The sequence below is a fragment of the Xanthomonas sp. WHRI 7945 genome (assembly GCF_035026585.1).
Map to the genome: position 1 here is coordinate 150,103 of NZ_JAYIQP010000002.1, position 25,445 is coordinate 175,547.

The 25,445-nt window shown below is 69.8% G+C and carries 20 protein-coding genes; 7 read left to right on the top strand and 13 right to left on the bottom strand.

Annotated elements, in window-relative coordinates; genetic code table 11:
* Window positions 1-123: 123 nt before the first annotated feature.
* Both VDQ83_RS02570 and VDQ83_RS02575 read right to left on the bottom strand, forming a co-directional pair.
* On the bottom strand, window positions 124-1,848 hold the full coding sequence (locus VDQ83_RS02570; protein ID WP_309915825.1) for an EAL domain-containing protein: 1,725 nt from the start codon (window positions 1,846-1,848) through the stop codon (window positions 124-126).
* Between the two features lie 5 nt (window positions 1,849-1,853).
* Window positions 1,854-3,953 carry a PAS domain S-box protein gene (locus VDQ83_RS02575; RefSeq protein WP_455433736.1) on the bottom strand — a complete coding sequence of 700 codons (2,100 nt, stop codon included), beginning with the start codon at window positions 3,951-3,953 and terminating at the stop codon, window positions 1,854-1,856.
* Between the two features lie 196 nt (window positions 3,954-4,149).
* On the opposite strand from VDQ83_RS02575, the gene VDQ83_RS02580 reads away from it, so the two are divergent.
* The 4 genes from VDQ83_RS02580 to VDQ83_RS02595 all read left to right on the top strand — a co-directional run bounded on the left by VDQ83_RS02580 (window position 4,150) and on the right by VDQ83_RS02595 (window position 11,074).
* Window positions 4,150-6,939 (top strand): sensor domain-containing protein, encoded by a 2,790-nt coding sequence (locus VDQ83_RS02580; protein WP_263398286.1) that lies wholly within the window; start codon window positions 4,150-4,152, stop codon window positions 6,937-6,939.
* Between the two features lie 300 nt (window positions 6,940-7,239).
* Window positions 7,240-7,902 carry a hypothetical protein gene (locus tag VDQ83_RS02585; RefSeq protein WP_263398287.1) on the top strand — a complete coding sequence of 221 codons (663 nt, stop codon included), beginning with the start codon at window positions 7,240-7,242 and terminating at the stop codon, window positions 7,900-7,902.
* A gap of 77 nt (window positions 7,903-7,979) precedes the next feature.
* A complete protein-coding gene (locus tag VDQ83_RS02590; protein WP_455433737.1) occupies window positions 7,980-9,734 on the top strand; it encodes an ABC transporter permease in 1,755 nt (584 codons plus the stop codon).
* 20 nt (window positions 9,735-9,754) lie between these two features.
* A complete protein-coding gene (locus tag VDQ83_RS02595; protein WP_455433738.1) occupies window positions 9,755-11,074 on the top strand; it encodes an ABC transporter ATP-binding protein in 1,320 nt (439 codons plus the stop codon).
* Between the two features lie 200 nt (window positions 11,075-11,274).
* On the opposite strand, the gene VDQ83_RS02600 is transcribed toward VDQ83_RS02595, so the two are convergent.
* The 6 genes from VDQ83_RS02600 to VDQ83_RS02625 all read right to left on the bottom strand — a co-directional run bounded on the left by VDQ83_RS02600 (window position 11,275) and on the right by VDQ83_RS02625 (window position 15,750).
* Complete coding sequence (locus VDQ83_RS02600) at window positions 11,275-11,586, bottom strand: hypothetical protein (RefSeq protein ID WP_455433739.1); 312 nt, start codon at window positions 11,584-11,586, stop codon at window positions 11,275-11,277.
* A gap of 126 nt (window positions 11,587-11,712) precedes the next feature.
* Window positions 11,713-12,903: a methyl-accepting chemotaxis protein gene (locus VDQ83_RS02605; RefSeq protein ID WP_263398291.1), complete on the bottom strand. Its 1,191-nt coding sequence runs from the start codon at window positions 12,901-12,903 to the stop codon at window positions 11,713-11,715.
* A 135-nt stretch (window positions 12,904-13,038) separates the two neighbouring features.
* Window positions 13,039-13,653: a high frequency lysogenization protein HflD gene (gene hflD / locus VDQ83_RS02610; RefSeq protein ID WP_263398292.1), complete on the bottom strand. Its 615-nt coding sequence runs from the start codon at window positions 13,651-13,653 to the stop codon at window positions 13,039-13,041.
* Window positions 13,650-14,792 carry a tRNA 2-thiouridine(34) synthase MnmA gene (mnmA, locus tag VDQ83_RS02615; protein WP_455433740.1) on the bottom strand — a complete coding sequence of 381 codons (1,143 nt, stop codon included), beginning with the start codon at window positions 14,790-14,792 and terminating at the stop codon, window positions 13,650-13,652. The genes hflD and mnmA overlap by 4 nt, the downstream gene beginning before the upstream one ends.
* Window positions 14,789-15,247, bottom strand: coding sequence for an NUDIX hydrolase (locus tag VDQ83_RS02620; RefSeq protein WP_455433741.1), 459 nt, complete (start codon window positions 15,245-15,247; stop codon window positions 14,789-14,791). The genes mnmA and VDQ83_RS02620 overlap by 4 nt, the downstream gene beginning before the upstream one ends.
* Complete coding sequence (locus tag VDQ83_RS02625) at window positions 15,247-15,750, bottom strand: hypothetical protein (RefSeq protein WP_309915852.1); 504 nt, start codon at window positions 15,748-15,750, stop codon at window positions 15,247-15,249. Before VDQ83_RS02625 ends, VDQ83_RS02620 begins: the two co-directional genes overlap by 1 nt.
* Window positions 15,751-15,825: 75 nt before the next feature.
* On the opposite strand from VDQ83_RS02625, the gene clpS reads away from it, so the two are divergent.
* The gene (gene clpS / locus VDQ83_RS02630; protein ID WP_263109329.1) at window positions 15,826-16,146 is read left to right on the top strand and encodes an ATP-dependent Clp protease adapter ClpS; all 321 of its coding nucleotides are present in this window, start codon (window positions 15,826-15,828) and stop codon (window positions 16,144-16,146) included.
* A 123-nt stretch (window positions 16,147-16,269) separates the two neighbouring features.
* Window positions 16,270-18,552 (top strand): ATP-dependent Clp protease ATP-binding subunit ClpA, encoded by a 2,283-nt coding sequence (gene clpA / locus VDQ83_RS02635; protein WP_263398296.1) that lies wholly within the window; start codon window positions 16,270-16,272, stop codon window positions 18,550-18,552.
* 134 nt (window positions 18,553-18,686) lie between these two features.
* On the opposite strand, the gene infA is transcribed toward clpA, so the two are convergent.
* From infA to trxB, 5 genes are all read right to left on the bottom strand, one after another.
* Window positions 18,687-18,905, bottom strand: a complete 219-nt coding sequence (gene infA, locus VDQ83_RS02640) for a translation initiation factor IF-1 (RefSeq protein ID WP_004425677.1) — start codon at window positions 18,903-18,905, stop codon at window positions 18,687-18,689.
* A 94-nt stretch (window positions 18,906-18,999) separates the two neighbouring features.
* Window positions 19,000-19,737 (bottom strand): leucyl/phenylalanyl-tRNA--protein transferase, encoded by a 738-nt coding sequence (aat, locus tag VDQ83_RS02645; RefSeq protein ID WP_455433742.1) that lies wholly within the window; start codon window positions 19,735-19,737, stop codon window positions 19,000-19,002.
* Between the two features lie 30 nt (window positions 19,738-19,767).
* A complete protein-coding gene (locus VDQ83_RS02650; RefSeq protein ID WP_455433743.1) occupies window positions 19,768-20,889 on the bottom strand; it encodes a GNAT family N-acetyltransferase in 1,122 nt (373 codons plus the stop codon).
* Window positions 20,886-21,770 carry a hypothetical protein gene (locus tag VDQ83_RS02655; RefSeq protein ID WP_309915862.1) on the bottom strand — a complete coding sequence of 295 codons (885 nt, stop codon included), beginning with the start codon at window positions 21,768-21,770 and terminating at the stop codon, window positions 20,886-20,888. The genes VDQ83_RS02650 and VDQ83_RS02655 overlap by 4 nt, the downstream gene beginning before the upstream one ends.
* The gene (trxB, locus tag VDQ83_RS02660) at window positions 21,767-22,735 is read right to left on the bottom strand and encodes a thioredoxin-disulfide reductase (RefSeq protein ID WP_263398300.1); all 969 of its coding nucleotides are present in this window, start codon (window positions 22,733-22,735) and stop codon (window positions 21,767-21,769) included. The genes VDQ83_RS02655 and trxB overlap by 4 nt, the downstream gene beginning before the upstream one ends.
* Window positions 22,736-23,023: 288 nt before the next feature.
* Here trxB and VDQ83_RS02665 point away from each other — a divergent pair, with 288 nt between their 5' ends.
* Entirely contained in the window at window positions 23,024-25,381 is a 2,358-nt protein-coding gene (locus VDQ83_RS02665) for a DNA translocase FtsK (protein WP_455433744.1), read from the top strand.
* Window positions 25,382-25,445: the final 64 nt, after the last annotated feature.

The following is a 25,445-nucleotide window of genomic DNA, read 5'->3' on the forward strand; positions in this document are numbered from 1 at the left end:
GATTCGGGATTGGGGATTCGCAAGAGCGGTTTTGCGCTTGCTGTTCCAGTCCGTGCGTGTCGAGGAAAAGCCGGAATCACTGCTTTTGCCAATACCTAATCCCGAATCCCCAATCCCGGCCCGTCAGGGCCCAGCATCCCGCCGCTGCTCGTCATGCGTGCGGAACGCCTGGCGGATGTGTTCGCGTAGTTCGTCGTCGTTCCAGGGCTTGGTCAGGAAGCGGTAGATCGCGCCGCGGTTGATCGCGTCGGTGACGGTGGCCAGGTCGGTGTAGCCGGACAGCACCAGGCGGATGGTGTCCGGGTAGAGCATCTTGACCCGGCCCAGGAACTCGGTGCCGCTCATGTCGGACATGCGCTGGTCGGACAGGATCACCTGCACGTCGTTGGTGGCCAGCAGGTCGAAGGCGTCGCGCACGTTGCCGGCGGCCAGGATCCGGTAGCCGTCGCGGCGGAACAGGCGCACCAGCGAGCGCAGCACGTTCTCCTCGTCGTCGAGCAGCAGCAGGGTGCGGTCCGGGCGGGTCTCGGTGAACGATTCCGGGCGCAGGTAGCGGCGCCGCAACGCCATGCCCGCGGCCTCGGCCGACATCGGCTCGCCGAACAGGTAGCCCTGGAAGATGTCGCAGTCGTTGCGGCGCAGGAAGCCCAGCTGCGCCTGCGACTCCACGCCGTTGGCGATCACCACCATGCCCAACTGGTGGCCCATGGCGATGATGGCGCGGGCGATCGCCGCCTCGCGGTTGCCGGCCGGCGCGCTCTTGATGAAGCTGCGGTCGATCTTCAGCTTGTCCACCGGATAGCGCACCAGCGCGCTGAGGCTGGAGTCGCCGGTGCCGAAGTTGTCCAGGCTCAGGCTGATGCCTTCGCGGCACAGGTTGGCCAGGGTCTCGTGGACGAAGTTGACGTTGTTAGTCAGCGCGCTCTCGTTGATCTCCAGCACCATCATCTGCGGCGGCACCCCGGCCGCCTGCAGCGCCGACATCACTTCGTTGAAGAAGGTCGGGCGCAGCAGCTGCAGGGTGGAGACGTTGACCGCGATGGTGAAGTCGTCGAAGCCCTGATCGCGCCACAGCCGCGCCTGGCGCAGCGCGCCTTCCATCACCCAGGTGCCGATCTGCACGATCACGCCCAGCCGCTCGGCGGTGCGCATGAAGCGCTCCGGCACCAGGATGCCCAGCGTCGGCGACTGCCAGCGCAGCAGCGATTCCATGCCGACTACGCGGCCGTCGCGGGCGCTGACCATCGGCTGGTAGCGCAGGCGCAGCTCGCCGTTGGGGATCGCATCGACGATCTGCCGCGAGATGATGCTCTCGCTGTGCGCGCTGGGCGGGCCGTCGGCCGCGTACAGGCGCACCATGTTGCCGCCTTCGCGCGCGGCCTGGTAGACCGCGTCCTCGGCATAGTCGAGCAGCGTGGACAGCCGCGTGGAGTGTTCCGGGCACAGGCTCACGCCGATCTTGCCGGTCATGAACAAGGTGTACGGCAGCACCGACAGCGGCAGTTCGATCTGCTGCCGGATCTCCTCGGCGAAGGCCTCCGGCGGCGGCACGTCGGCGGTGCGCGGCACCGCCATGACCAGCTCGTCGCTGCCGTGGCGCCACAGCAGCCCGCGCCCGCGCAGGTGCGCCTGCAGCCGGTGCGCCAGCAGCGCCAGCGCGTGGTCGCCCACTTCCGCGCTCATGTTCTCGTTGATCGAGGCAAAGTGGTCGATATCGATGTGCAGCAGCATCACGCCCGGGCCGCCGGCCAGCGCCTCGGCGATCATGCCGGTCAGCGCCGGATGGCCGGCGCCCAGGCGCGACGGCAGTTCGTCGTCAGGCGGCACGGGGACAGCGGGATTCCACATTCGTGTCAGGGTCCAGGTGGGTGCGTCGGCGTCGCCGCCGTGGTGTAGGGCAGGCACAGCGTCACCCGCGTGCCGGCGCCGGGCGCGGTATCGATCTGCAGGGTACCGCCTGCGCTCTGCGCGCGCTCGCGCATCACGATCAGGCCCAGCCCGCGTGGCCCGGCCGGATCGAAGCCGTCGCCGTCGTCGACCACCTCCAGGCGCAGCTGCCGGTGCTGCTCGTCGCTCAGCGCCATGCGCACTTCGCCGGCGCAGGCATGCCGCAGCACGTTGGTCAGGCTTTCCTGGGCGATGCGGAAGCAGGCCTGCTCGACCTCGCCGCTGGGCCGCGCGGGCAGGGTGGCGATGTCCAGCTGCAGGCGTACCGGCGAGGCGCGGAACAGCATTCCGGCCTGCCAGCGCAACGCCGCTTCCAGGCCGAGCGCGTCCAGCTGCGGCGGGCGCAGCAGGGTGGACAGGTTGCGCAGCTTGGTGATGCTGCTGTCGGCCAACTGCACGATCTCGTTGAGGTCCTCGCGGCGGCGCTCGGCGTCGGCCTCGTCCAGCGCCGCGTGCGCGGACAGCTTCATCGCGGTGATCGCCTGGCCGATGTCGTCGTGCAGGTCGCGCGAGATCGCGCGGCGTTCGTCCTCCTGCAGCGAGAACAGCCGCCGCGCCATCGCCTGCAGCTCGCGGTTGCTCAGCGCCAGCGCGTCGCGCATGCGCTCGGGCTCGCTCAGGTCGCGCACGATCAGCAGCTTGCAGTCGCGGCCGCTGTAGCGCACGTTGCCGAACGACAGCCCTGCGTGGAACAGCGAGCCGTCGCGGCGGCGCATGCGCGCCGCGGCGCCGCGCTCGCCCCTGTCGCCGGCATCGCGCATCTGCTCGCGCACCTGTTGCAGGTCGCTGGCGTGGACCAGCCCCTGCAACGGTTCGCCGAGCAGGTTCTCGCCCTCGTGGCCGAACTGCCCGGCGCAGGCCGCGTTGGCGTACAGCACGTGTTCCTGGTGCAGGATCGCCACCCCGTCGGGCAGCACCCGCACCAGTTCGCGGAACTGTTCCTCGCGTTCGTGCAGCAGGCGCCGCGAACGCTCGTGCTCGGTCACGTCCTGCAGGGTGCCGCGCACACAGGCCGTGCCGGCGTCGTCGCAGGCGGTTTCGGCGCGCAGGTGCAGCATCCGCGCCTGGCCGTCGGCAGCCAGCACCGGCAGCAGCATGTCCAGTTGCACCGGCGCGGGACCGCACAGGTCCTCGAGCATGCGCTGGATGCGCGCCTGCGAGGCCAGGTCGGCCGGGACCAGCAGTTCTTCCAGGCGATGCTCGCGCGCCTGCTCCGGCACGCGCCGGCCGAGCATCCTGTAGACCTGGTCCGAATAGCGGCCCAGGCCGCTGCCCGGATCCAGCTCCCAGGAGCCGAGGCGGGCGATCGCCTGCGCCTCTTCCAGCCGCTGCAGGGCCTGGTCGCGGCGCTGCTGCGCCTGGTGCTCGGCGCTGCGGTCGCTGATCACCACCAGCCGCGCGTCGCGGCCGCGGTAGTCCAGGCCGGTGCTGCGCGACTCGACCATGCGCTGGCTGCCATCGCGCAGGCGCAGCGGCTCGGCCACCACGCAGACCTTGGATGGCGTGTCGCGGATGGCCTGGATCACCTCGCGCATGCGCGCGGCCGCGTCCGCCGGCCACAGCCGCTCCAGTTCCATGCCGATGAATTGGTCGTGCGCCCAGCCGAAGAAGGCGACTGCCGCCGGATTGACGTCGGCGATCCGCAGGGTTTCCAGGTCGTAGACCAGCATCGGGCTGGGATTGGCCTGGAACATTTGCCGGTAGCCGGCCTCGGACAGCGCCAGCCGCGCGTGCACCTGCAACGCCCCGCGCACCAGCGGGCGCAGCAGCAAGTACAGGGCGATTGCGGTCAGCAACAGGAACACCGCATCGTTGAGCAGGTTCAGCAGGGCCAGGGTCCGCGGGTCGTTCACGAATCGGGCCAGCAGCAGGTCGCTGCCCAGCGACCAGGCCAGGCCCAGCAGCAGGTACAGCAGCGCGGTCCGCCAGATGCCGCGGTCCAGCCGTTGCGCCAGGCGCATGTCCGAGGACGGGTGGGGCGGGGGGAGATCGAGTTGTGGTTGCATGCCCCGACAGCCTGGTGCGGCGGTATTCGTCCACTGCCATCTTAGCGGCAAGCGCTCGCCGCGGCCCACCGGCGGGCCGGCCCGTCAGGCCGGCGCAGCGGCATCCGGCCCCCCTCGCGCTCAACTAATGGCGCCAGGTGCCGTTATCTCCTTCGTCCGCCGGCCTCAGCGCGGTAGAAAAACGGAGCACTTCGGCGTGGATCAAGGCGTCATCGCAAGCTTGCTGCAGCATCCGCTCACCTCGGCTGTGGTCCTGTTGGACGCCGAAGGGCGGCCGCTGGCCGCGAACCGGGCCGCGCAGGCGCTGGAGCTGCCGCGCACCGTGGAGGCGTATGCCGAGCTGATGCGCGACGTGCGCGAGCGCCTGCTCGATGGCGAGGGCATGCTCGCCTGTGCCTTGCCCGGCACCGCCGGGCGGCGCCTGGACGGCTGGCTGCGCGCGGTCCGCGACGATGCTGGCGCGTTGCTGGCCTACACCCTGAGCGTGCCCGAGCCGGTCGACGGCAACGGCGCCACGCGCTGGGAAATCGCCCTGGACAGCGCCGAACACGGCCTGTGGGACTGGGACATCCCCAGCGACACGATCTTCCGTTCCGAGCGCTGGAAGCAGATGCTCGGCTATACCGGCGACGCGCCGGACTATGGGCTCAACACGCTGCTGCCGCTGGTCCACAGCGAGGACCAGACGCGCCTGCGCGAGGCGATCCGCGCCCATTTCGAAGGCCGCACGGCGACCTACGTCTGCGAATTCAGGCTGCGCCAGCAGGACGGTCAGTGGCGCTGGATCCTCGACCGCGGCCGCATCGTCGCGCGCACCGCCGACGGCAGCCCGCTGCGCATGGTCGGCACGCATACCGACATCCACGAGCAGAAGCTGCTCGAACAGCGCCTGCGCGACCAGCAGACCCTGCTGCGCGAGGCGCAGCGCATGACCCGCATGGGCAGCTGGTCGTGGGACCCGCTGCAGAACCGGATCTGGTGGTCGCGCGAGTTCCTGAGCGTGACCGGGCTGGCCGAGGATCAGGTGCCGAGCGGCCGCGGCTGGCTGCGCCTGCTCAGCCGCGAGTCGGCCGCGCAGGTGATCGCCATCTGGCGGCGCATGCAGCGCGACGGCAAGCAGGCCAACTTCGAGGTCGAACTGATACGCGGCAGCGAAGCGCCGCTGCACCTGCGGGTCTGGGCGCAGCCGCAGCCGGAAGCCGACGGCCGCATCCAGCGCGTGCTCGGCCAGGTGCAGAACATCACCGAACAGCGCCAGACCGATGCGCTGATCCGCTGGCGCACCGAACTGCTCAATCGCGTCTCGGCGCTGGGCAAGATCGGCGGCTGCGAGATCGAGGTCGGCACCCGGCGCATGCAGTGGACCGAGGAGTGCTACCGCATCCACGGCCTGCGCAAGGAAAACATCGACCTGGACCATGCGCTGGCGCTGTACACCCAGGACTCGCGCGACGCGTTCGAAGCGGCGCTGGTGCGCATCGCCCACGGCGGGCTGCCGGAGCAGCTGGACCTGTGCTTCCACCGCCCGTCCGGGCACCGGGTGTGGGTGCAGGTGCTGATCGAGCTGGACGACCGCGACGGCCTGCCGCCGCGCTTCGTGGTGCTGTTCCGCGACATCACCCGCGAACGCGAGGCCAGCGAGCGCATCGAACTGCTGGCCCACTACGACCTGCTGACCGGGCTGCCGAACCGGCAGCTGCTGCGCGAGCAGGCCGAGAAGGCGATGCATGACGCGGTGGAGCGCGGCAGCACGCTGGCGATGCTGTTCGTGGACCTGGACGGCTTCAAGAGCATCAACGATTCCTTCGGTCACGCCACCGGCGATGCGCTGCTGAAGCTGGCCGCCACGCGCATGCACCAGCAGTTGCGCACCAGCGACCTGTTCGGGCGCTTCAGCGGCGACGAGTTCGTGGTGGTGCTGCGCGATCTGGCCGAACCGGGCGATGCCGGCCATGTGGCGCGCAAGCTGATCGCGGCGCTGGCCGAGCCGCTGCACAACGGCGAGAACGTGATCAAGATCGGCGCCAGCATCGGCATCGCCTTGATGGAGGAGGGGCGCCAGGACTTCGACAGCCTGCTGCGCGCCGCCGATGCGGCGATGTACGCGGCCAAGGAATCCGGCCGCAACACCTGCCACTACTACAGCCAGGACGTGCTGCTGCGCGCGCAGCGGCGCCTGGAGATCGAGCATGCGCTGCACGGCGCGCTGGACCGCGAGGAGTTCTCGCTGGTGTACCAGCCGCTGGTGCACGCGGCCGGGGAGCGCGCGCCGGCGGTCGAGGCGCTGCTGCGCTGGCACCGTCCCGGCCATGGCCACTGCAATCCGGCCGAGTTCATTCCCATCGCCGAGGAATGCGGCGAGATCGTGCGCCTGGGCGACTGGGTGATCAACGAGGCCTGCCGCCAGGCCGCGGCCTGGGACGCGGCGGGGCTGAGCTTCGACCGCATCTCGGTGAACGTCTCGGCGATGCAGCTGCGCGACCGCGGCTTCGCCGAACGGGTGATCGAACTGTGCCTGCGCAACGGCTGGTCGCCGAAGCGGCTGGAACTGGAACTGACCGAGTCGGCGCTGATCCGCGACACCGAATCGCTGCGTCGCTGCTTCGAACTATTCGAGCAGGAAGGCGTACTGCTGGCGGTGGACGATTTCGGTACCGGCTTCTCCAATCTGCACTATCTCAACCGCTTCCCGGTGCAGCGGCTGAAGATCGACCGCAGCTTCGTGCAGGACATGCTGCACGACAGCGGCACCGCCAAGGTCACCCAGGCGATCGTGCAGCTTGGCCACGCGCTGGGCATGCAGGTGGTGGCCGAGGGCGTGGAAACGGCGCAGGAAGAAACCCTGCTGCGCGAGCAGGGCTGCGACGAGATCCAGGGCTATCTGCACTCGCGGCCGCTGCCGCCGCGCGAACTGGCGGCGTGGTTGCGCGCCCGCCACAGCACGCTGCCGGCGACGCAGCCGCGGCTGGTGCTTGCTGGCCAGTGAACGCCCGTTGCGCGGGCGCACGCCGCGGTGTTGCGGTGCCGCATTTGCTGGCTATACTGCGCGCCGATCGCACCCGGCCAGAGGCCACTTCCTTGGACAGTCACCCTAGACCGACACTGCAGCTGTTGAGCTGACAGGACCGCCAAGGTCTGGGTTCGTCCCAGATGGGTCCCGTCCGCTCAGGACGGGATCGTTCGCCACCGCCGCACCGGCGCTGGCGGCATTTCCGCAGTATGCATGCCCGATCCGCGAGGACATCCGAGCGTCGCCCCTGGCGTTTTCCGCATTCCGGAGCCGCCCATGCATCTGTCGTCGTTGTTGTTGCTGTGCGCCCTGTGCGCGTTGCCGGTCGCGCGCGCGCATGCCGGGGCCAGTCTGTGGGTGGACGACGCCTCGATCACTGCCGCCGGCCACTGCCAAGTGGAATCGTGGTGGCGCGCCGCCGGTGCCGGCGAACTCACCGCCGCCCCCGCCTGCGCCTGGGCGTCGACCGAAGTCGGGCTCACCTTGAGCCATGGCCTGGGCGCTGCCGCCTCCGCGTTCGCGATCGGCGTCAAGCAGTCGCTGCGCGATCCGGAGCAGGGCAGGTGGGGCGCGGCGCTGTCGCTGGAATCGAGCTGGCAGGCGCGTTCGCCGCGCTATGCCGAGAGCACGCTCAACCTGCCGCTGAGCTTCGCCCTGGACCCGCGGCGGCGCACGCTGCTGCACGTCAACCTGGGCTGGTCGCAGCCGCGCGGCGGCGTCGGCAGCGCGCATGCCGGGCTGGGCCTGGAGCGCGCCGCCGGCGGCAACTGGACCTGGCTTGGCGAGTGCTACCGCGAACGCGCCGCAACCTTGACCGAAGCCGGCGCACGCTACGCGTTCAACGGCGCGGCGAGCGTCGACCTGCTGGCCGGGCGCCGCAGCGCCGATCCGGCGCAGAACTGGCTGACGCTCGGCTTGAATGTCGCCTTGCCGGACTGAGTCGCCGTCCCACGCTGGTTCCACCATCTCCCCCCACCCGCGGCGCATCCGCTGCGCCGTCCTGCCGGAAACGTCCCATGGTGCTATTTCCCCGCGATCGCAATGCGCCCGGCGCCGTCGCCGCACGTCCCGGCGTGCTGCCCAATTTCCACGACCTGGCGGTGTTCGCGCTGCTGCTGGCGCTGGGCGTGCTGCTGCTGCACGGCGCCGCCGACATGCGCGCGCCGCTGCCGCCGCCCGGCACCGCGGCGGTCTCGCTGGACCTGCGGCAGCTGCCCGAATACGGCCTGCGCACCACCTTGCGCATGTTCGCGGCGATGGCCGCCTCGCTGCTGTTCACCTTCGTGGTGGCGACGCTGGCGGCCAAGAGCCGCCGCGCCGAGCGGCTGATCGTGCCGGCGCTGGACATCCTGCAGTCGGTGCCGGTGCTGGGCTTTCTGACCTTCACCGTGACCTTCTTCCTCGGCCTGTTTCCTGGCCGCCAGGTCGGCGCCGAGCTGGCCTCGATCTTCGCCATCTTCACCAGCCAGGCCTGGAACATGGCGTACTCGTTCTACCAGTCGCTGCGCAGCGTGCCGCGCGATCTGGACGAGGTCGCGCGCGGTTTCGGCCTGTCGTCGTGGCAGCGCTTCTGGCGGCTGGAAGCGCCGTACGCGACGCCCGCGCTGATCTGGAACATGATGATGTCGATGTCCGGCGGCTGGTTCTTCGTGGTCGCCTCCGAGGCGATCACGGTCGGCGACCACACCCTGGAACTGCCCGGCATCGGCTCCTACCTGGCGCTGGCGATCGCGCAGCGCGACTTCGCCGCGGTCGGCTGGGCGGTGCTGGCGATGGGCGTGCTGATCGTGCTGTACGACCAGTTGCTGTTCCGTCCCATCGTCGCCTGGTCGGACAAGTTCCGCGCCGAACTCACCGCCTCGCAGGACAAGCCGCAGTCGTGGCTGTACGACCTGTTGCGGCGCACGCGGCTGGCCAAGCGTGCGGTCGCGCCGCTGGTCTGGGTCTGGCAGCGCGCATTGCTGCTGCGTTGGACGCTGCGGCAGGCGCGTCCGCCGGCAGCGGCGGTGCAGGGCGACCGCGGCAACGTCTGGGGCGACCGGCTGTGGAGCGCGGCGCTGGCGATCGCGGCCGCGGCCGCGGCCTGGTTCGCGTTCGACTACGGCCGCCGCCACCTCGGCCTGCACGACCTGGCCGACGCGTTCGGCGGCGGCCTGGCCACGCTGGCGCGGGTGGTGGTGCTGATCGCGCTGGCCAGCGTGGTGTGGGTGCCGATCGGCGTGTGGATCGGACTGCGCCCGAAGGTCGCGCAGCGGGTGCAGCCGCTGGCGCAGTTCCTGGCCGCGTTCCCGGCCAACGTGCTGTTCCCGTTCGCGGTGCTGGCGATCGTCGCCACCGGCGCCAACCCGAACATCTGGCTGTCGCCGCTGATGGTGCTGGGCACGCAGTGGTACATCCTGTTCAACGTGATCGCCGGCGCGAGCGCGTTCCCCACCGACCTGCGCGAGGCGGCCACGGTGTACCAGCTGCGCTCGTGGACCTGGTGGCGGCGGGTGATCCTGCCGGGCATCTTCCCGTACTACATCACCGGCGCGTTGACCGCCTCCGGCGGTTCGTGGAACGCCAGCATCGTCGCCGAACTCGCCAACTGGGGCGACACCCAGGTGCAGGCCTACGGGCTCGGCTCCTACATCGCCCGCGCCACCGCCGCCGGCGACGGCGCGCGGGTGCTGCTCGGGGTGGCGGTGATGTCGCTGTTCGTGACCTTCTTCAATCGTGCGGTGTGGCGGCGCCTGTACGCCTTCGCCGAACGCCGCCTGCGCTTCGACTGACGACCACTGGAGAGACGACCATGACCTTTTCCGCAACCGCGCCCGAGCGCGCGCCGCTGGTCCGCGTGCAGGGCGTGCGCAAGAGCTACGACAAGGGCGGGGCGACGCCGCTGGTGGTGCTGGACGACGTGGACCTGACCCTGCATTCGGGCCAGATCGTCGGCCTGCTCGGGCGCTCCGGCTCGGGCAAGTCCACCTTGCTGCGCGCCATCGCCGGGCTGCTGCAGCCCAGCGCCGGCAGCATCGTGTTCCGCGACGCCACGCCGACCCAGGCGATCGACGACATCGCGATGGTGTTCCAGAGCTTCGCGCTGTTCCCGTGGCTGACCGTGCTGCAGAACGTGGAAGTCGGCCTGGAGGCGCGCGGCGTGCCTTCCGACGAACGCCGCCGGCGCGCGCTGGCGGCGATCGACCTGATCGGCCTGGACGGCTACGAGGGCGCCTATCCGAAGGAGCTGTCCGGCGGCATGCGCCAGCGCGTGGGCCTGGCGCGTGCGCTGGTGGTGCGGCCGAAACTGCTGCTGATGGACGAGCCGTTCTCGGCGCTGGACGTGCTGACCGCCGAGACCCTGCGCACCGACCTGCTCGACCTGTGGTCGGAAGGGCGCATGCCGATCGAATCGATCCTGATGGTCACCCACAACATCGAGGAAGCGGTGCTGATGTGCGACCGCATCGTGATCTTCGGCGCCAATCCGGGCCGGGTGATCGGCGAGATCCAGGTGACCCTGCCGCAGCCGCGCAACCGACTGGCGCCGGCGTTCCGCGCCCTGGTCGACGACATCTACGCGCGCATGACCGCCAGCCCGCAGCGGCCGCAGATACGCGAGGGCGTGTTCCCCGGCAGCGGCATCGCCATGGTGCTGCCGCGGGTGTCGAGCAACCTGCTGGCCGGCCTGGTCGAGGCGGTGGCGGCCGAGCCCTACCACGGCCGCGCCGACCTGCCGCCGCTGGCCGCCGGCCTGCAGTTGGAAGTGGACGAGCTGTTCCCGATCGCCGAGACCCTGCAGTTGCTGCGTTTGGCAGTGTTCGAGCAGGGCGACCTGCAGCTGACCCCGGCCGGGCAGCGCTTCGCCGAACTCGGTACCGACGCGCGCAAGCAACTGTTCGCCCAGCACCTGGCGACCTACGTGCCGCTGGCCGCGCACATCCGCCGCGTGCTCGACGAACGCCCGACCCACCACGCCCCCGCGCGGCGCTTCCGCGACGAACTGGAAGACCACATGTCCGAGGACTACGCGGCGGAAACCGTGCAGGCGGTGACCAGCTGGGCGCGCTACGCCGAATACTTCGCCTACGACAAGCAGGCGGACCTGTTCTCGCTGGAGAACCCCAGCTAGCGCGTCGCGTCGATTGGCAAACGACGACGGCACCTTGTAGGAGCGGCTTCAGCCGCGACCGGGGCGTTCCTGGTAAGGCCCGGTCGCGGCTGAAGCCGCTCCTACAAATTGGCGCGCTTAGTGATATATCGAGAAGCCATCAGCTCGGCGGCTGTGACGATGTCGCAATGCGCCAGAGTGCGGCGAACGCGCAGCCGGTTTCAGTCGTTCTCGCAAAGCCCCGCGTAGCCCGGCAGCGGCGCCGCCGTGCCGGCCGCGGCGATGCCGCTCCCGCTCAGGCCCATGTCCCAGGCCAGCCCGGCCCAGACCGGATCGGCGATGCCGCCGTGCAGCGGCGCACGCTCGCCGAGCATGCGCCGCAGCTCGCCCTGCGCCCCCGTCTCCAGCTGCCGCAGTGCGCTGCCCGGCCGACGCCGCGTCACGCCGGACGTGGCGCCGCTGTCCGCGACCGCGGCCGAATGCGGCTGGGCGGGCACGGTCTCGTGCGTGGCGTTCGGGTCGTCGCAGGGCATGGCCTCGACTCGGGGCTGGGACTGGAAAGGCATCGACTCGGCCGGGCGGGGAAGGGCGGATACGACAAGCCCCGGCCGGGGCCGGGGACTGGTCGCTTCATGATGCGGCGGGGAACACGGCCTCGGTCAGAACAACTCGACCGTGCCGGCGCCCATGCCCTGCTGCGCCACCGGCTTGTGCGGCGGACGCTCCCACTCCACGCGCATCTCGCGCAGGCGGCTGCCGACGCGCTGCAGGGCCTCGACCAGCTCGCTGTCGAACACGCCGCCGTTGCGATGCAGCAGTTCCTGCAGGGCCACGGCCTCGCGGTTGATCGCGGTCAGGCGGTCCAGGTGGGTATGCACGCCGCCCAAGGCCTGGGTCGCGATGTCCTCGAACTGCAGGGCGCGCACCGCTTCGGCGACGCTGCTGTCGATGGCGCGGCCGCACTCGGAGATCTCGCGCATGCCTTCGCCCAGCGAGTTGTTGATCGCCGCCACGTTGTCCAGCATCGACGCGGCCTCGGCACGCGCCTCGCGGGAGCGGTCCATGTCGCGCGAGGCCATGTGCGAGACCGTCTCGCGGACCTTGGCGATGGCGTCCTTGGAGCTGTGCGCCAGCTTGCGGATCTGCTCGTTGAAGGTGGTCGAGCGTTCGGACAGGTTGCGCACCTCGTCGGCCACCACCGCGAAGCCGCGGCCCGCCTCGCCGGCACGCGCCGCTTCGATCGCCGCGTTCAACGCCAGCAGATTGGTCTGGTCGGCGATCGACTTGACGTCCTCCAGCAGCGCGAAGATGCCATCCAGGTGCTGCGACATGTCGTCGATGTAGTGCACCGTGGCGCTGCTCTGGCCGCTGACCTGTTCCAGCGCCTCGACCAGTTGCTCCATGCGCTGGCTGGCGTGCTGGGCGAAGCGCGCCACGTCGACTCCGGCACCGCCGTCGTCGCCGGCGCGGTCCACGATTCGGGCCAGCGCCACGCTCTGCTGCCGCGACTTGCGGTTCATCGCCTCGAAGCTGCCGCCCAGGCCGCTGACCGCCTGGCGGATCAGTTCGCGGGCCCGTTCGATCTCGCTGCGCGAGCCGTCGATCTCGTTGCCGACGAAGTTGCGCAGTTCCGACAGCAGCTGATCCTGCTCGCGCATGATCTTGGACTGCTCCGGCGATCGCCGGCTCTGGCTGTAGGCTGTCCAGGCGGCGAAGCCCAGCCAGCTCAACGTCATCGTGGTGAGGATGGCCCAACGGACCGGGGCCGGCCAATCGAAACCGGCGGCGATGGGGAACAGCAGCGTCAGGGCGAGCGGGGCGGCCAGACGGATTAGGAGGCGTGAGTACATGGACGTTCTCGGCAGATTCACGATTGCTGTATCGGCCGTACCCCCTCGGTCTTTAGCCGCGGTGTGGCGTCGATCGTGTCCGCATCGCGAAACGTGCCCTGCGTCGAGAAGCGCAAGGCCCGGCGGCGCCGGCGCTCAGCGCAACGCCCGGTCCACCGCCTCGAGCATACGCCGCTTGGCCAGCAGGAAGTCCCACAGGCTGCCGCCCATCTGTCGCCACAGCACCGCCGAGCGCATCGCCGCCAGCAGCAGCGCGCGGATCTCCGCGACCACCCCGGCCTGGCCCAGGTAGTGCGGGTTGCCCTGCACCATCACCCGCGGGCGCAGGTGGCTGATGGTGTCGGCGTACAGCTGGCCCAGCGCGCCGATCACCTCCGGGTGCGCGCTGTCGGCGTGTTCGTCCAGCATCGGCGCGATCCGGGCGATGCCGTCGGTGACCTTGGCGCTGGTCTCGGTGTCGCGCACGAAGCGCCGCTCCAGTTGCAGCACCGCCAGCGCCAGCCGCGGCAGCGCCTCGTCCTGGCCCTGGTTGCGGAAATAGTTGTGCAGCAGCCGCAGCCCCGGCGCCACGTCGCCGGCGCGGCCGTAGACCGCCTCCGGAGTGGCGGCGTCGGTGCGGAACACGCTGTCGAGCAGGGTCCGCACCAGCGACGCCTCCGACTGCCCGGTCTCGGCGATGCGGCGGACCTGCTGCAGGGCCTGGGCAACGCCGGCCAGCGCCAGCACGCGCGCGTCCATGGAATCGGTCATCGGATGGTTTCCTCGTGTAGTGCGGGTTGCTGCTGCGCCAGGCGGCGTTCCAGCGGGGCATCGGTGGTGGCGATCACGGCGCCGCCCAGGCAGTCGTCGCCCTGATACAGCACCAGCGACTGACCGGGGGTGACGGCACGCTGCGGCCGCGCGAAACGCACCGCCAGGGTGCCGTCGTCGCCGACCTCGACCGTGCACGGCTCGTCGGCCTGGCGGTAGCGGGTCTGCGCGGTGCACTCGAAGCGCCGCGCCGGCGGCGACCCGGCGATCCAGTGGGCGGTCTCCGAGTGCAGCTGCGTGGACATCAAATGCGGGCTGTCGCGATCCTGGTCCACGTACAGCACGTTGCGCGCCACGTCCTTGCCGACCACGTACCACGGCGCCGCCGCGCGCCCGCGCACGCCGCCGATGTTCAGACCCTCGCGCTGGCCCAGGGTGAAATAGAACACGCCGGGATGCTCGGCCACGACCTGCTCGTGCGGGTCGCGGATCTCGCCGCGCCGGGCCGGCAGGTAGCGGCCGAGGAACTCGCGGAAGTCGCGCTCGCCGATGAAGCAGATGCCGGTGGAATCCTTCTTCGCGTGGGTCGGCAGGCCGGCCTCGCGGGCGATGCGCCGCACCTGCTCCTTGGGCAGCTCGCCGACCGGGAACAGGGTCGCGGCCAGCTGCGCCTGGCCGAGCTGGTGCAGGAAATAGCTCTGGTCCTTGTTGCGGTCCACGCCGCGCAGCAGCCGCCAGCGGCCGTCGGCGAAGGCGACTCGCGCGTAGTGGCCGGTGGCGATGCGCTCGGCGCCCAGCGCGCGCGCCGCATCCAGGAAATGCTTGAACTTGACCTCGCGATTGCACAGCACGTCCGGGTTGGGCGTGCGCCCGGCGGCGTATTCGGCCAGGAAATGCGCGAACACGCCCTGCCAGTATTCCTGCGAGAAGTCGCGGAAGTGGAACGGCATGCCGAGCAGGCCGCACACCGCCACCGCGTCGCGGCGGTCGTCCTCGGCGCGGCAGTCGCCGCTGCCGTCGTCGGCCCAGTTCTGCATGAACAGGCCGGCCACGTCGGCGCCTTGTTGCACCAGCTGCCAGGCCGCCACCGACGAATCCACGCCGCCGGAGACGCCGACCATGATCCGCGCGCCGTTCATGCCAATTGCCGCACCAGGTCCAGCGGATAGCGCTTGCCGGCGAGGAAATCGGCGGCCACCTGCCACACCAGCGGGCTGCGCCAGCGCGGCGCGGCGGCCTCCAGCTCGGCCGGGGTCATCCACAGCGCGCGCACGATGCCTTCGTCCAATGGCCGCTGCGGGTCGTGCGCGAGCGGGTCGGCGGCGAAGGCGAAGCGCAGGTAGTGGCGGCCGTTGTCGGCCTTCCACTGGTAGGCGCCGATGAACGCGGTCAGCCGCACCTGCCAGCCGGTTTCCTCCAGCGTCTCGCGCAGCGCCGCCTGCAGCAGGCTCTCGTCCGGCTCCAGGTGCCCGGCCGGCTGGTTCAGCACCAGTGCGCCGGCGATGGATTCCTCCACCTGCAGCAGGCGGCCGTCGCGGACCACCACCGTGGCCACGGTCACGTCGGGCTGCCAGGGGCCGGGGGGCAGCGCCATCAGAACGCGTCCTTGCCGGCGTTGAGTTCGGCGTCCATCGCGTCGGCGCCGCGCGCCGCCGCTTCCAGCGCCTCGCGCAACGCGGTGTCGTCGGCATCGGCGGCGAGCTTGACCACGAACACCGCGGTGCCGCCCTGGCGCACCCAGCCGCCGAGGATGTCGGCTTGCGCGTCTTCCAGTAGGCGGTTGGCGACCGCGGCCGGCAGGGTGTCGCCCTTGGCCTGGTAGGCCGGCGACCAGATCTCGCGGATGCGGTGGCTGCCGAAGGTCTCCACCGGCGAGCGCACGTAGATCAGCTGCTGGCGCTCGCGGCCCTGCTCGCGCAGCCCGAACAGCAACTGGTAGTCGCCGTCGGCATCGGCCTGGACGTCGTAGCCCATCGCCTGCAGGCGCTTGCCCAGCGCCTGGTCCGGCGCGGCCAATGCCGGCGCGGCGGTACCGGCCAGGAGCGCGGCGAGCAGGGCGGCCGTACGGAAAGTCGTCGAATGCATGCGTTGCGCCATCAAAGAAGGGGAATTGTGCGGGCAGGATCGGCGATCGTCCAATCCGGGCCGACAGCCGCCGTATATAATTGGCGCATGCCTCGCAAGAATTCTTCAGATCACGATCACGGCGTCATGGTGGAGACCGGCAAGCCCGAAGTCGCCCGCCCGCCGATGTACCAAGTGCTGTTGCTGAACGACGATTACACCCCGATGGACTTCGTGGTGACCGTGTTGCAGCAGTTTTTCTCGCTGGACCTGGAACGGGCCACGCAGGTGATGCTGCACGTGCATACCCGCGGCCGCGGCGTTTGCGGGGTCTATACCCGCGAAGTGGCTGAATCCAAGGTGGCTCAGGTGAACGAGTTTTCCCGGATGAACCAGCATCCGCTGTTGTGCACGATGGAAAAAGCCTGATATTGGTAGGCGTCGGTCACCGGTCTGCCCGGACTAACGCGGTCTGAACACACTGATCCGATAGGGTTGTGGAAATCCGCAACTCCAGCCGCATATTGTTGGTATCAGACGTCGGAGTGAACCATGTTCAGCAAAGATCTCGAGCAAACCATCGGCCAGTGCTACAAGCGCGCCCGGGAAGCCCGCCATGAATTCATGACGGTCGAACACCTGTTGTTGGCATTGCTCGACAACCCCTCGGCGCAGGCGGTGCTCAAGGCCTGCGGCGCCGATGCCGAGCGCCTGCGCGGCGAACTGGAGCAGGCGATCGAGGCCTCGGTGTCGCGCCTGGCCGAGGACGACGGCCGCGACACGCAACCCACGCTAGGCTTCCAGCGGGTGTTGCAGCGGGCGGTCTACCACGTGCAGTCCTCGGGCAAGAAGGAGGTCACCGGCGCCAACGTGCTGGTCGCGATCTTCGGCGAAAAGGACTCGCATGCGGTGTATTTCCTGAATCAGCAGGACATCACCCGGCTCGACATCGTCAACTACCTGTCGCATGGCATCGCCAAGCTGGGCGAGGAGGGCGAGAGCCCGGCACCGTCCGACGGCGAGCCCAAGGGCGAAGCGGGCGAGGGCGAAGCCAAGGGCGACGCGCTGGCCGAGTACGCCAGCAACCTGAACGAGCAGGCGCGCAACGGCCGCATCGACCCGCTGGTCGGCCGCGCCGACGAGATCGAGCGCACCATCCAGGTGCTGTGCCGCCGGCGCAAGAACAACCCGCTGTACGTGGGCGAGGCTGGCGTGGGCAAGACCGCGATCGCAGAGGGCCTGGCCAAGCGCATCGTCGAAGGCAGCGTGCCCGAGGTGCTGGCGGACGCGGTCATCTACTCGCTGGACCTGGGCGCCCTGGTTGCCGGCACCAAGTACCGCGGCGACTTCGAAAAGCGCCTGAAGGGCGTGCTGACCGCGCTGAAGAAGGTGCCCAACGCGGTGCTGTTCATCGACGAGATCCACACCATCATCGGCGCCGGTTCGGCGTCGGGCGGCACCATGGACGCGTCCAACCTGATCAAGCCGGCGCTGGCCTCGGGCGACCTGCGCTGCATCGGCTCGACCACTTTCCAGGAGTATCGCGGCATCTTCGAGAAGGACCGTGCGCTGGCGCGGCGCTTCCAGAAGATCGACATCGTCGAGCCGACCGTCGGCGAGACCTTCGAGATCCTGCAGGGGCTCAAGCCCAAGTACGAGGCGCACCACGGCGTGACCTACGCCGACGACGCGCTGCAGGCGGCGGTGGACCTGTCGGTCAAGCACATCGGCGATCGCCTGCTGCCGGACAAGGCGATCGACGTGATGGACGAGGCCGGCGCGCGCCAGCGGCTACTGCCGCAGGGCGTGCGCAAGGAGCTGATCGACATTGAGGAGATCGAGACCATCGTCGCCAAGATGGCGCGGATCCCGGCCAAGCAGGTCAGCGCCACCGACAAGGACGTGCTGCAGCACCTGGAGCGCAACCTGAAGATGGTGATCTTCGGCCAGGATCCGGCGATCGAGACGCTGGCCTCGTCGATCAAGCTGGCGCGTTCGGGCCTGGCCAATCCGGAGAAGCCGATCGGCAACTTCCTGTTCTCCGGCCCCACCGGCGTCGGCAAGACCGAGGTGACCAAGCAGCTGGCGCTGCAGCTGGGCATCGAACTGGTGCGCTTCGACATGTCCGAGTACATGGAGCCGCATTCGATCAGCCGCCTGATCGGTGCGCCTCCGGGCTATGTCGGCTTCGACCAGGGCGGGCTGCTGACCGAGAAGATCGTCAAGACCCCGCACTGCGTGCTGCTGCTGGACGAGGTCGAGAAGGCGCATCCGGACATCTTCAACATCCTGTTGCAGGTCATGGACCGCGGCGTGCTGACCGACACCAACGGCCGCGAAGCCAACTTCAAGAACGTGATCCTGGTGATGACCACCAATGCCGGTGCCACCCAGGCCTCGCGGCGCTCGATCGGCTTTACCAAGCAGGACCATTCCACCGACGCGATGGAAACCATCCGCCGCAGCTTCACCCCGGAATTCCGCAACCGCCTGGATGCGGTGGTGCAGTTCCAGCCGCTGGCGTTCAGCCACATCCTGCGCGTGGTCGACAAGTTCATCATCGAACTGGAGATGCTGCTGCAGGAGAAGCACGTGTCGCTGTCGGCCACCCCGACCGCGCGCGACTGGCTGGCCCAGCACGGCTTCGACCCGCTGATGGGCGCGCGGCCGATGGCGCGGGTGATCCAGGACAAGGTCAAGCGCCCGCTGGCGGACGAGCTGCTGTTCGGCAAGCTGGTCGGCGGCGGCCGCGTCACCATCGACGTGCGCGACGGCGAGCTGGTGGTGGAGACCCAGGCCGAACCGGAGCGCCTGCTGCCGGCGACTGTGGAATGAGACCGGGACTGGCGGTTCGCTAGAACGCCAGGCACGACAAAAGGCGGCTGCAGCACCTGCAGTCGCCTTGCGATGTCACCGATGAGACGAAAAGGCGGCCGATGGCCGCCTTTCTCACGACCGCTGCGAGGCGATCACTTCATGCGGTAGGTGATACGGCCCTTGGTCAGGTCGTACGGGGTCATCTCGACCTTCACCCGGTCGCCGGTCAGGATGCGGATGTAGTTCTTGCGCATGCGTCCGGAGATGTGGGCGATGATCTCGTGCCCGTTTTCCAGCTTGACCCGGAAGGTGGTATTGGGCAACGTCTCGCTGACGGTGCCTTCGAATTCGATGGAGTCGTCTTTCGACATGTATTCCTGTGCGATTTCGCGTGCGGCCAAAGGCCTTAAGAGCGAGGATTTTACTCGCCTCGGCCGCCGCATGCAAAGTTTGCGTTAACCCCGCTCAGGGCAAGGCCAGTTCCGCGGCCGACAGTTCGCCGAAATCCCGCGTCCACGGGCCGGCAGGGACGGGATCGGCGACCAGCGCGGCGATCGCCTCGAGGAAGGCGGCCCGCGGCCAGCGCTCCGCGCCGAGGCTGAGCAGGTGGTCGTTCTCGACCTGGGCGTCGATCAGCGGCCAGCCCCAGCCGTGCAGGCGCCGTGCCAACGCGGCCAGCGCCACCTTGGAGCCGCCGCTGCGGGCGCTGAACATGCTCTCGCCGAAGAACATGCGTCCGCGCGCCACCCCGTAGATGCCGCCGACCAGATGCTCACCGTCGAACACTTCCACCGAGTGCGCGTACCCGGCACGGTGCAGGGCGAGGTAGGCGGCGCGCATCTCGGCGGTGATCCAGGTGCCGTCCTGGCCGCGGCGCGGCGCCTGCGCGCAGGCCTGCATCACCTGCGCGAACGCGGTATCGGCGCGTACCCGCCATGGCGAGCGGCGCAGCGAACGGCGGAAGCGCGAGGACAGCCGCACCCCGTCGCTGCGGAACAGGACGCGCGGGTCCGGGCTCCACCACATGATCGGATCGCCGTCCGAGTACCACGGGAAGATGCCGTGCGCGTAGGCGTTGAGCAGGCGCGTGGGGGTCAGATCGCCGCCGATCGCGAGCAGGCCTTCCGGTTCGCGCAGCGCGCTCGCCGCGGGCGGGAACGGAGCGGCCGGGTCGGCGGCGAGCAGGGCGGGGAGACGACGCATCGGGCGCAGCGTAGCCGATCGGGCGGCGCTTCAGTCCTGGCGGAACGGCGAGTGCCGCAACAGCGTTGCCGCATGCTGGCGCACCGCCTCGCGCTCTTCCGCGCACCAGTCGGCCAGCGGCGCGCGGAAGCCCGGATCGGCGATCCAGTGGCGGCTGCGCACCAGCCGCGGCAGGAAGCCGCGGGCGATCTTGTGCTCGCCCTGCGCACCGGGCTCGAAACGGGTCAGGCCTTCGCGCAGACAGTAGTCGATGCCCTGGTAATAGCAGGTCTCGAAATGCAGGCCGGGCAGGGTGTCGCCGCCCCAGTAACGGCCGTACAAGGTGTCGCCGCCGCGCAGGCACAAGGCGCCGGCCACCGGCGCGCCGTCCTGCATGGCTAGGAATATCAGAAAGTTACGCGGCATTTCTCGCGCAAGATGCGAGAAGAACTCCAGGGTCAGCGCCGGCGAATTGCCGTAGTCCTCGAAGGTGCGCAGGTAGAAGCCATACATCGCCTGCAGGTCGTCCGCGCTGGCCTCGTAGCCATGCACGATGCGGAAGCCGGTGCCGGCGCGCTGCACCTTGGCCCGCTCCTGGCGAATGTTCTTGCGCCGCTTGTGGTCCATCGCGCCGAGATAGGCGTCGAAATCGGTCCAGCCGGCGTCGTTGTGCCACTGGTACTGCACGTCGCTGCGCGGCAGCCAGTCGTCGCCGAAGGCGGCATCCTCGTCGGCGCCGTGGAAGTTCACGTGCGCCGAGGACAGCCCGCTGGCCTGGACCAGCGCCTGCATCGCGGCCAGCAGCGTCCGACGCCCGGCGGCGTCGCGCGCCAGCAGCCGCGGCCCGGTCACCGGCGAATACGGCACCGCGCACAGCCATTTCGGGAAGTAGTCCTGGCCGTAGCGTGCGTAGGCGTGCGCCCAGGCATGGTCGAACACGAACTCGCCGTGCGAGTTGCTCTTCAGGTAGCCGGGCGCGGCGGCGACCAAGGCGTCGCCGTCCCACAAGGTCAGGTGCAGCGGGCTCCAGCCCCAGTCCGGGCGCAGGCAGCCATGCCGTTCCAGGCCGGCCAGGAACGCGTGCGCGACGAACGGGTTGCGGCCATCGTGCAGGGCGTCCCAGTCGGCGGCGGCGACCTCGTCGAGCCGGTGCAGCCAGCGCACCTGGGTCATCGCCGGGCTGGTTCGGGACGGGCCGGCACGGTGAACGAGAGCGGCAGGACGACCGTGGCGAGTGCCGGGTCGGCGCAGTCGAGTCCGGTCCTGGGCAGCTGCGCCAGGCGCGCCGTCACTCGGGCCAGGCCGGCGGCATGCTGTGGCGGCGCCGCAGCCTGCACGGCGCTCGATTCGAACGAGCCCGGGCAGGGCCGGTAAAGAAAGCGCAACTGGGCGCTGTCGGTCGCGTTGGCGCCGAGTTCGCTGGAGAACGTGCTCATCGCGCCGCGCAACAGCGCCGATGCGAGGGCCAGGTGCTGCTGCGCCGCCTCGGCCTGCACGGCGGCATCGGCCTTCGCGCCTGCCGGCGCCTGCGACGGGCGCGCCGCCAGCAAGCGCTGCACTTCGCTGGCGCCGCCCGGAAGCTCGCCCAGCGCGACCAGGGCCGCAAGCGTGTCGGCCGCGTCGGCGGCGCCGCCGTCCGCGTCCTCGCGCAACCAGTTCAGGGCGCGCTCGCGGCGCTGCGGTGCTGTCGGAATGCCAGCCAGCATGCACTCGCCGAGAAAGCGGGTGAACACAGCCCGAGCGCCGGCATCGCCAGCGATCGCCTCGGCCGTGATGCGGTCGCCGGTGTCGCGCACGGACTTGCTCATCGACCTCATCAGCAGCTTAATGCTGTCGTCGGCCCCGGTGCCCAGCAAGCCGCCGGCCATCGTCGCGGCCAGCGCATCGACCTGCTCCGGGGACATGCAGAACGCCATGTGCGCCGCTTCCACCGAACCGATGGTCAGCGGCGGCGCCATGGGCTGGGCATGCAGCGCGCCCGCCGCCGCGAGCAGGCAGGCGAGCGCAACGCCATGGCGGCAGCGCTCGGCGGCCCGGGAGCCGGATTCGGTCAAGCGCCCTTGTCCAGATAGCGCTCGGCATCCAGCGCGGCCATGCAGCCGAAGCCGGCCGAGGTGATCGCCTGCCGGTAGTGCTGGTCGGCCACGTCGCCGGCGGCGAACACGCCGGGGACCGAGGTCTCGGTGGCCGCGCCGCCGAGGCCGGAGCGGATCTCCAGGTAGCCGTTGTTCATCGCCAGCTGGCCGTCGAACAGCTGCGTGTTGGGGTGGTGGCCGATGGCGACGAAGAAGCCGTGCGCGTCGAGGTCGCGGGTGCTGCCGTCCAGAGTGGACTTCACCCGCACCCCGGTGACGCCGGCCTCGTTGCCCAGCACTTCGTCGATGGCGTGGTGCCAGACGGTCTCGATCTTGCCGGCGGCGACCTTGGCGAACAGCTTGTCCTGCATGATCTTTTCCGCGCGCAGGGTGTCGCGGCGGTGCACCAGGTAGACCTTGCGGGCGATGTTGGACAGGTACAGGGCCTCTTCCACGGCGGTGTTGCCGCCGCCGACCACGACCACGTCCTGGTCCTTGTAGAAGAAGCCGTCGCAGGTGGCGCAGGCGGACACGCCGCGGCCCTTGAACGCCTCTTCCGAGGGGATGCCCAGGTACTTGGCGGTGGCGCCGGTGGCGATGATCAGCGCGTCGCAGGTGTACTCGGCGCTGTCGCCGCTGAGCCGGAACGGGCGCTGCGACAGGTCGGCGGTGTGGATGTGGTCGAAGATCACCTCGGTGTCGAAGCGCTCGGCATGCGCCTGCATCCGCGTCATCAGGTCCGGGCCCTGCAGGCCATGGGCGTCGCCGGGCCAGTTGTCGACTTCGGTGGTGGTCATCAGCTGCCCGCCCTGCTGCAGGCCGGTGATCACCACTGGCTTGAGATTGGCGCGCGCGGCGTACACCGCGGCGGTCCAGCCGGCCGGGCCGGAGCCCAGGATCAGCAGGCGGGAATGCTTGGCGGAATTGGCGGCAGAAGAGCTCATGTATACTCGCGAAGAGGGTGAAATGGCGGCGGATTCGCGGCATTGCGCGGCTTCCGGCTTAGTCGCATAGAGTGGCGGCCGGCCTGGGATGAATCAAGCCGCGTGGCGAGAACGCTGCGGCCTGCGACCCGCGCCCCGTCTTCCGATGCCGCGCGTGCGTGCCGCCGCGCCAGGGTCGAAGCGTGCCGGGGAAGAGGCTTGGGCGGTTCAGGCTCCGACTGCTGAAATGCCAAGCCGATTCGTTTATTATCAATCACTAACGGTGTATTCCTAAGGTCTGGTCAGAGCGTGGCGAAGCAGGTTCCGGAACGCGGCAAATCCCAGGGCGCCAATGCGGCCGCACGCAAGCAGGCCGCCGCGGCCAATCCGCGCCGGCAGAAGCTGTGGCGCGACCTGGCGCTGATCGCGATCGCGCCGCTGCTGCTGTACCTGCTGGCCAGCCTGGCCACCTATTCGGCGACCGATCCGGGCTGGTCGCACACCGGCAGCGTGGTCGCGCCGGTGCACAACATGGGCGGCAAGTTCGGCGCCTGGATCGCCGATGTGCTGCTGCAGCTGTTCGGCTACGTGGCGTTCCTGCTGCCGCTGGTGATCGGCGCGATCTCCTGGATCGCGCTGTTCGGCATGGACAGCGATGGCGACGGCGAGGCCGACCTGGGCCCGGCGCTGCGCCTGGTCGGCATCGTCGGCTTCCTGATCGCCGCGACCGGGCTGCTGCACCTGCGCCTGTTCAGCGGCGACGTGGCCGGCGCCGGCGGCATCCTCGGCAAGCTGGTCGGCAGTTCGCTGACGGCCGGGTTCGGCGCGCTGGGCAGCAACCTGTTCGTGCTGGTGCTGCTGCTGGGGTCGATCACCCTGGCCACCGGGCTGTCCTGGTTCGCGGTGATGGAGCGCATCGGCCGCGCGGTGATGACCCTGCCGACCCTGGCGCGGCGCGGCAGCCAGCAGGCCAACGAATGGCAGCAGACCCGCGCCATGCGCGAGGAACGCGAGGAAGTGCGCAAGGTCGATGCGGTGCAGCGCGCCAAGCGCGAGCCGGTCAAGATCGAGCCGCCGCCGGCGCCGGTGGTGGAGAAGAGCGAGCGGGCCAAGCGCGAACAGCAGATCCCGCTGTTCCACGGCACCGGCGGCGACCAGTCCGGCATCCCGCCGCTGGCCCTGCTCGACGATCCCAAGCCGCAGACCAAGGGCTATTCCGAGGAAACCCTGGAGACCCTGTCGCGGCAGATCGAGTTCAAGCTCAAGGACTTCCGCATCGAGGCGCAAGTGGTCGGCGCCTATCCGGGGCCGGTGATCACCCGCTTCGAGATCGAGCCGGCGCCGGGCGTGAAGGTCAGCCAGATCAGCTCGCTGGACAAGGACATCGCGCGCGGCCTGTCGGTGAAGTCGGTGCGCGTGGTCGACGTGATCCCGGGCAAGTCGGTGGTCGGCCTGGAAATCCCCAACGTCAGCCGCGAGATGATCTATCTCAGCGAGCTGCTGCGCTCCAAGGAATACGACAAGTCGGCCAGCCCGCTGACCCTGGCCCTGGGCAAGGACATCGCAGGCCGCCCGACCGTGGCCGACCTGGCGCGCATGCCGCACCTGCTGGTCGCCGGCACCACCGGCTCGGGCAAGTCGGTGGCGGTCAACGCGATGGTGCTGAGCCTGCTGTACAAGGCCTCGGCCAAGGAACTGCGGATGCTGATGATCGACCCGAAGATGCTCGAGCTGAGCGTCTACCAGGGCATCCCGCACCTGCTGGCGCCGGTGGTCACCGACATGAAGGAGGCCGCCAACGGCCTGCGCTGGTGCGTGGCGGAGATGGAGCGCCGCTACAAGCTGATGAGCACGGTGGGGGTGCGCAACCTGGCCGGCTTCAACAAGAAGGTCAAGGACGCGCAGGACGCCGGGCAGCCGATGATGGACCCGCTGTTCAAGCCCAACCCGGACCTGGGCGAGGCGCCGCGGCCGCTGGACACGCTGCCGTTCATCGTCATCTTCATCGACGAATTCGCCGACATGATGATGATCGTCGGCAAGAAGGTCGAGGAGCTGATCGCGCGCCTGGCGCAGAAGGCGCGCGCGGCCGGCATCCACCTGATCCTGGCCACCCAGCGCCCGTCGGTGGACGTGATCACCGGCCTGATCAAGGCCAATATCCCGACCCGCATCGCGTTCCAGGTCAGCTCCAAGATCGACTCGCGCACCATCCTCGACCAGTCCGGCGCCGAGACCCTGCTCGGCCACGGCGACATGCTGTACCTGCCGCCGGGCACGGCGATGCCCGACCGCGTGCACGGCGCCTTCGTCAGCGACGAGGAAGTGCACCGCGTGGTCGAACACCTGAAGGCCAGTGGCCCGGCCGACTACATCGAGGGCGTGCTCGACGAGGTGCAGACCATGGGCGACGGCACCGTGGTCGGCGCCACCGGCCTGCCGGAGAGCAACAGCGGGGGAGGGGACGAATCCGACCCGCTGTACGACGAGGCGCTGCGCATCGTCACCGAGACCCGCCGCGCGTCGATCTCCGGCGTGCAGCGGCGGCTGAAGATCGGCTACAACCGCGCCGCGCGGCTGATCGAGGCGATGGAAGCGGCGGGCGTGGTCAGTCCGCCCGAACATAACGGCGACCGCAGCGTGCTGGCGCCGCCGCCGCCGAAGTGACGCGCGCGACGCGGCCCGCATCCCGGTTCGCGCCCGTGGCGGCCGCCCGGCACCGCGGCATGTG

Coding starts and splice junctions, on each gene's coding strand:
- VDQ83_RS02575 (WP_455433736.1), bottom strand. CDS start 3,953: ATGCAACCACAACTCGATCTCCCCCCGCCCCACCCGTCCTCGGACATG.
- VDQ83_RS02570 (WP_309915825.1), bottom strand. CDS start 1,848: ATGTGGAATCCCGCTGTCCCCGTGCCGCCTGACGACGAACTGCCGTCG.
- hflD (WP_263398292.1), bottom strand. CDS start 13,653: ATGACCGATTCCATGGACGCGCGCGTGCTGGCGCTGGCCGGCGTTGCC.
- VDQ83_RS02595 (WP_455433738.1), top strand. CDS start 9,755: ATGACCTTTTCCGCAACCGCGCCCGAGCGCGCGCCGCTGGTCCGCGTG.
- VDQ83_RS02650 (WP_455433743.1), bottom strand. CDS start 20,889: ATGACCCAGGTGCGCTGGCTGCACCGGCTCGACGAGGTCGCCGCCGCC.
- clpA (WP_263398296.1), top strand. CDS start 16,270: ATGTTCAGCAAAGATCTCGAGCAAACCATCGGCCAGTGCTACAAGCGC.
- VDQ83_RS02590 (WP_455433737.1), top strand. CDS start 7,980: ATGGTGCTATTTCCCCGCGATCGCAATGCGCCCGGCGCCGTCGCCGCA.
- VDQ83_RS02605 (WP_263398291.1), bottom strand. CDS start 12,903: ATGTACTCACGCCTCCTAATCCGTCTGGCCGCCCCGCTCGCCCTGACG.
- clpS (WP_263109329.1), top strand. CDS start 15,826: ATGCCTCGCAAGAATTCTTCAGATCACGATCACGGCGTCATGGTGGAG.
- mnmA (WP_455433740.1), bottom strand. CDS start 14,792: ATGAACGGCGCGCGGATCATGGTCGGCGTCTCCGGCGGCGTGGATTCG.
- VDQ83_RS02625 (WP_309915852.1), bottom strand. CDS start 15,750: ATGGCGCAACGCATGCATTCGACGACTTTCCGTACGGCCGCCCTGCTC.
- VDQ83_RS02585 (WP_263398287.1), top strand. CDS start 7,240: ATGCATCTGTCGTCGTTGTTGTTGCTGTGCGCCCTGTGCGCGTTGCCG.
- aat (WP_455433742.1), bottom strand. CDS start 19,737: ATGCGTCGTCTCCCCGCCCTGCTCGCCGCCGACCCGGCCGCTCCGTTC.
- VDQ83_RS02620 (WP_455433741.1), bottom strand. CDS start 15,247: ATGGCGCTGCCCCCCGGCCCCTGGCAGCCCGACGTGACCGTGGCCACG.
- infA (WP_004425677.1), bottom strand. CDS start 18,905: ATGTCGAAAGACGACTCCATCGAATTCGAAGGCACCGTCAGCGAGACG.
- trxB (WP_263398300.1), bottom strand. CDS start 22,735: ATGAGCTCTTCTGCCGCCAATTCCGCCAAGCATTCCCGCCTGCTGATC.
- VDQ83_RS02600 (WP_455433739.1), bottom strand. CDS start 11,586: ATGCCCTGCGACGACCCGAACGCCACGCACGAGACCGTGCCCGCCCAG.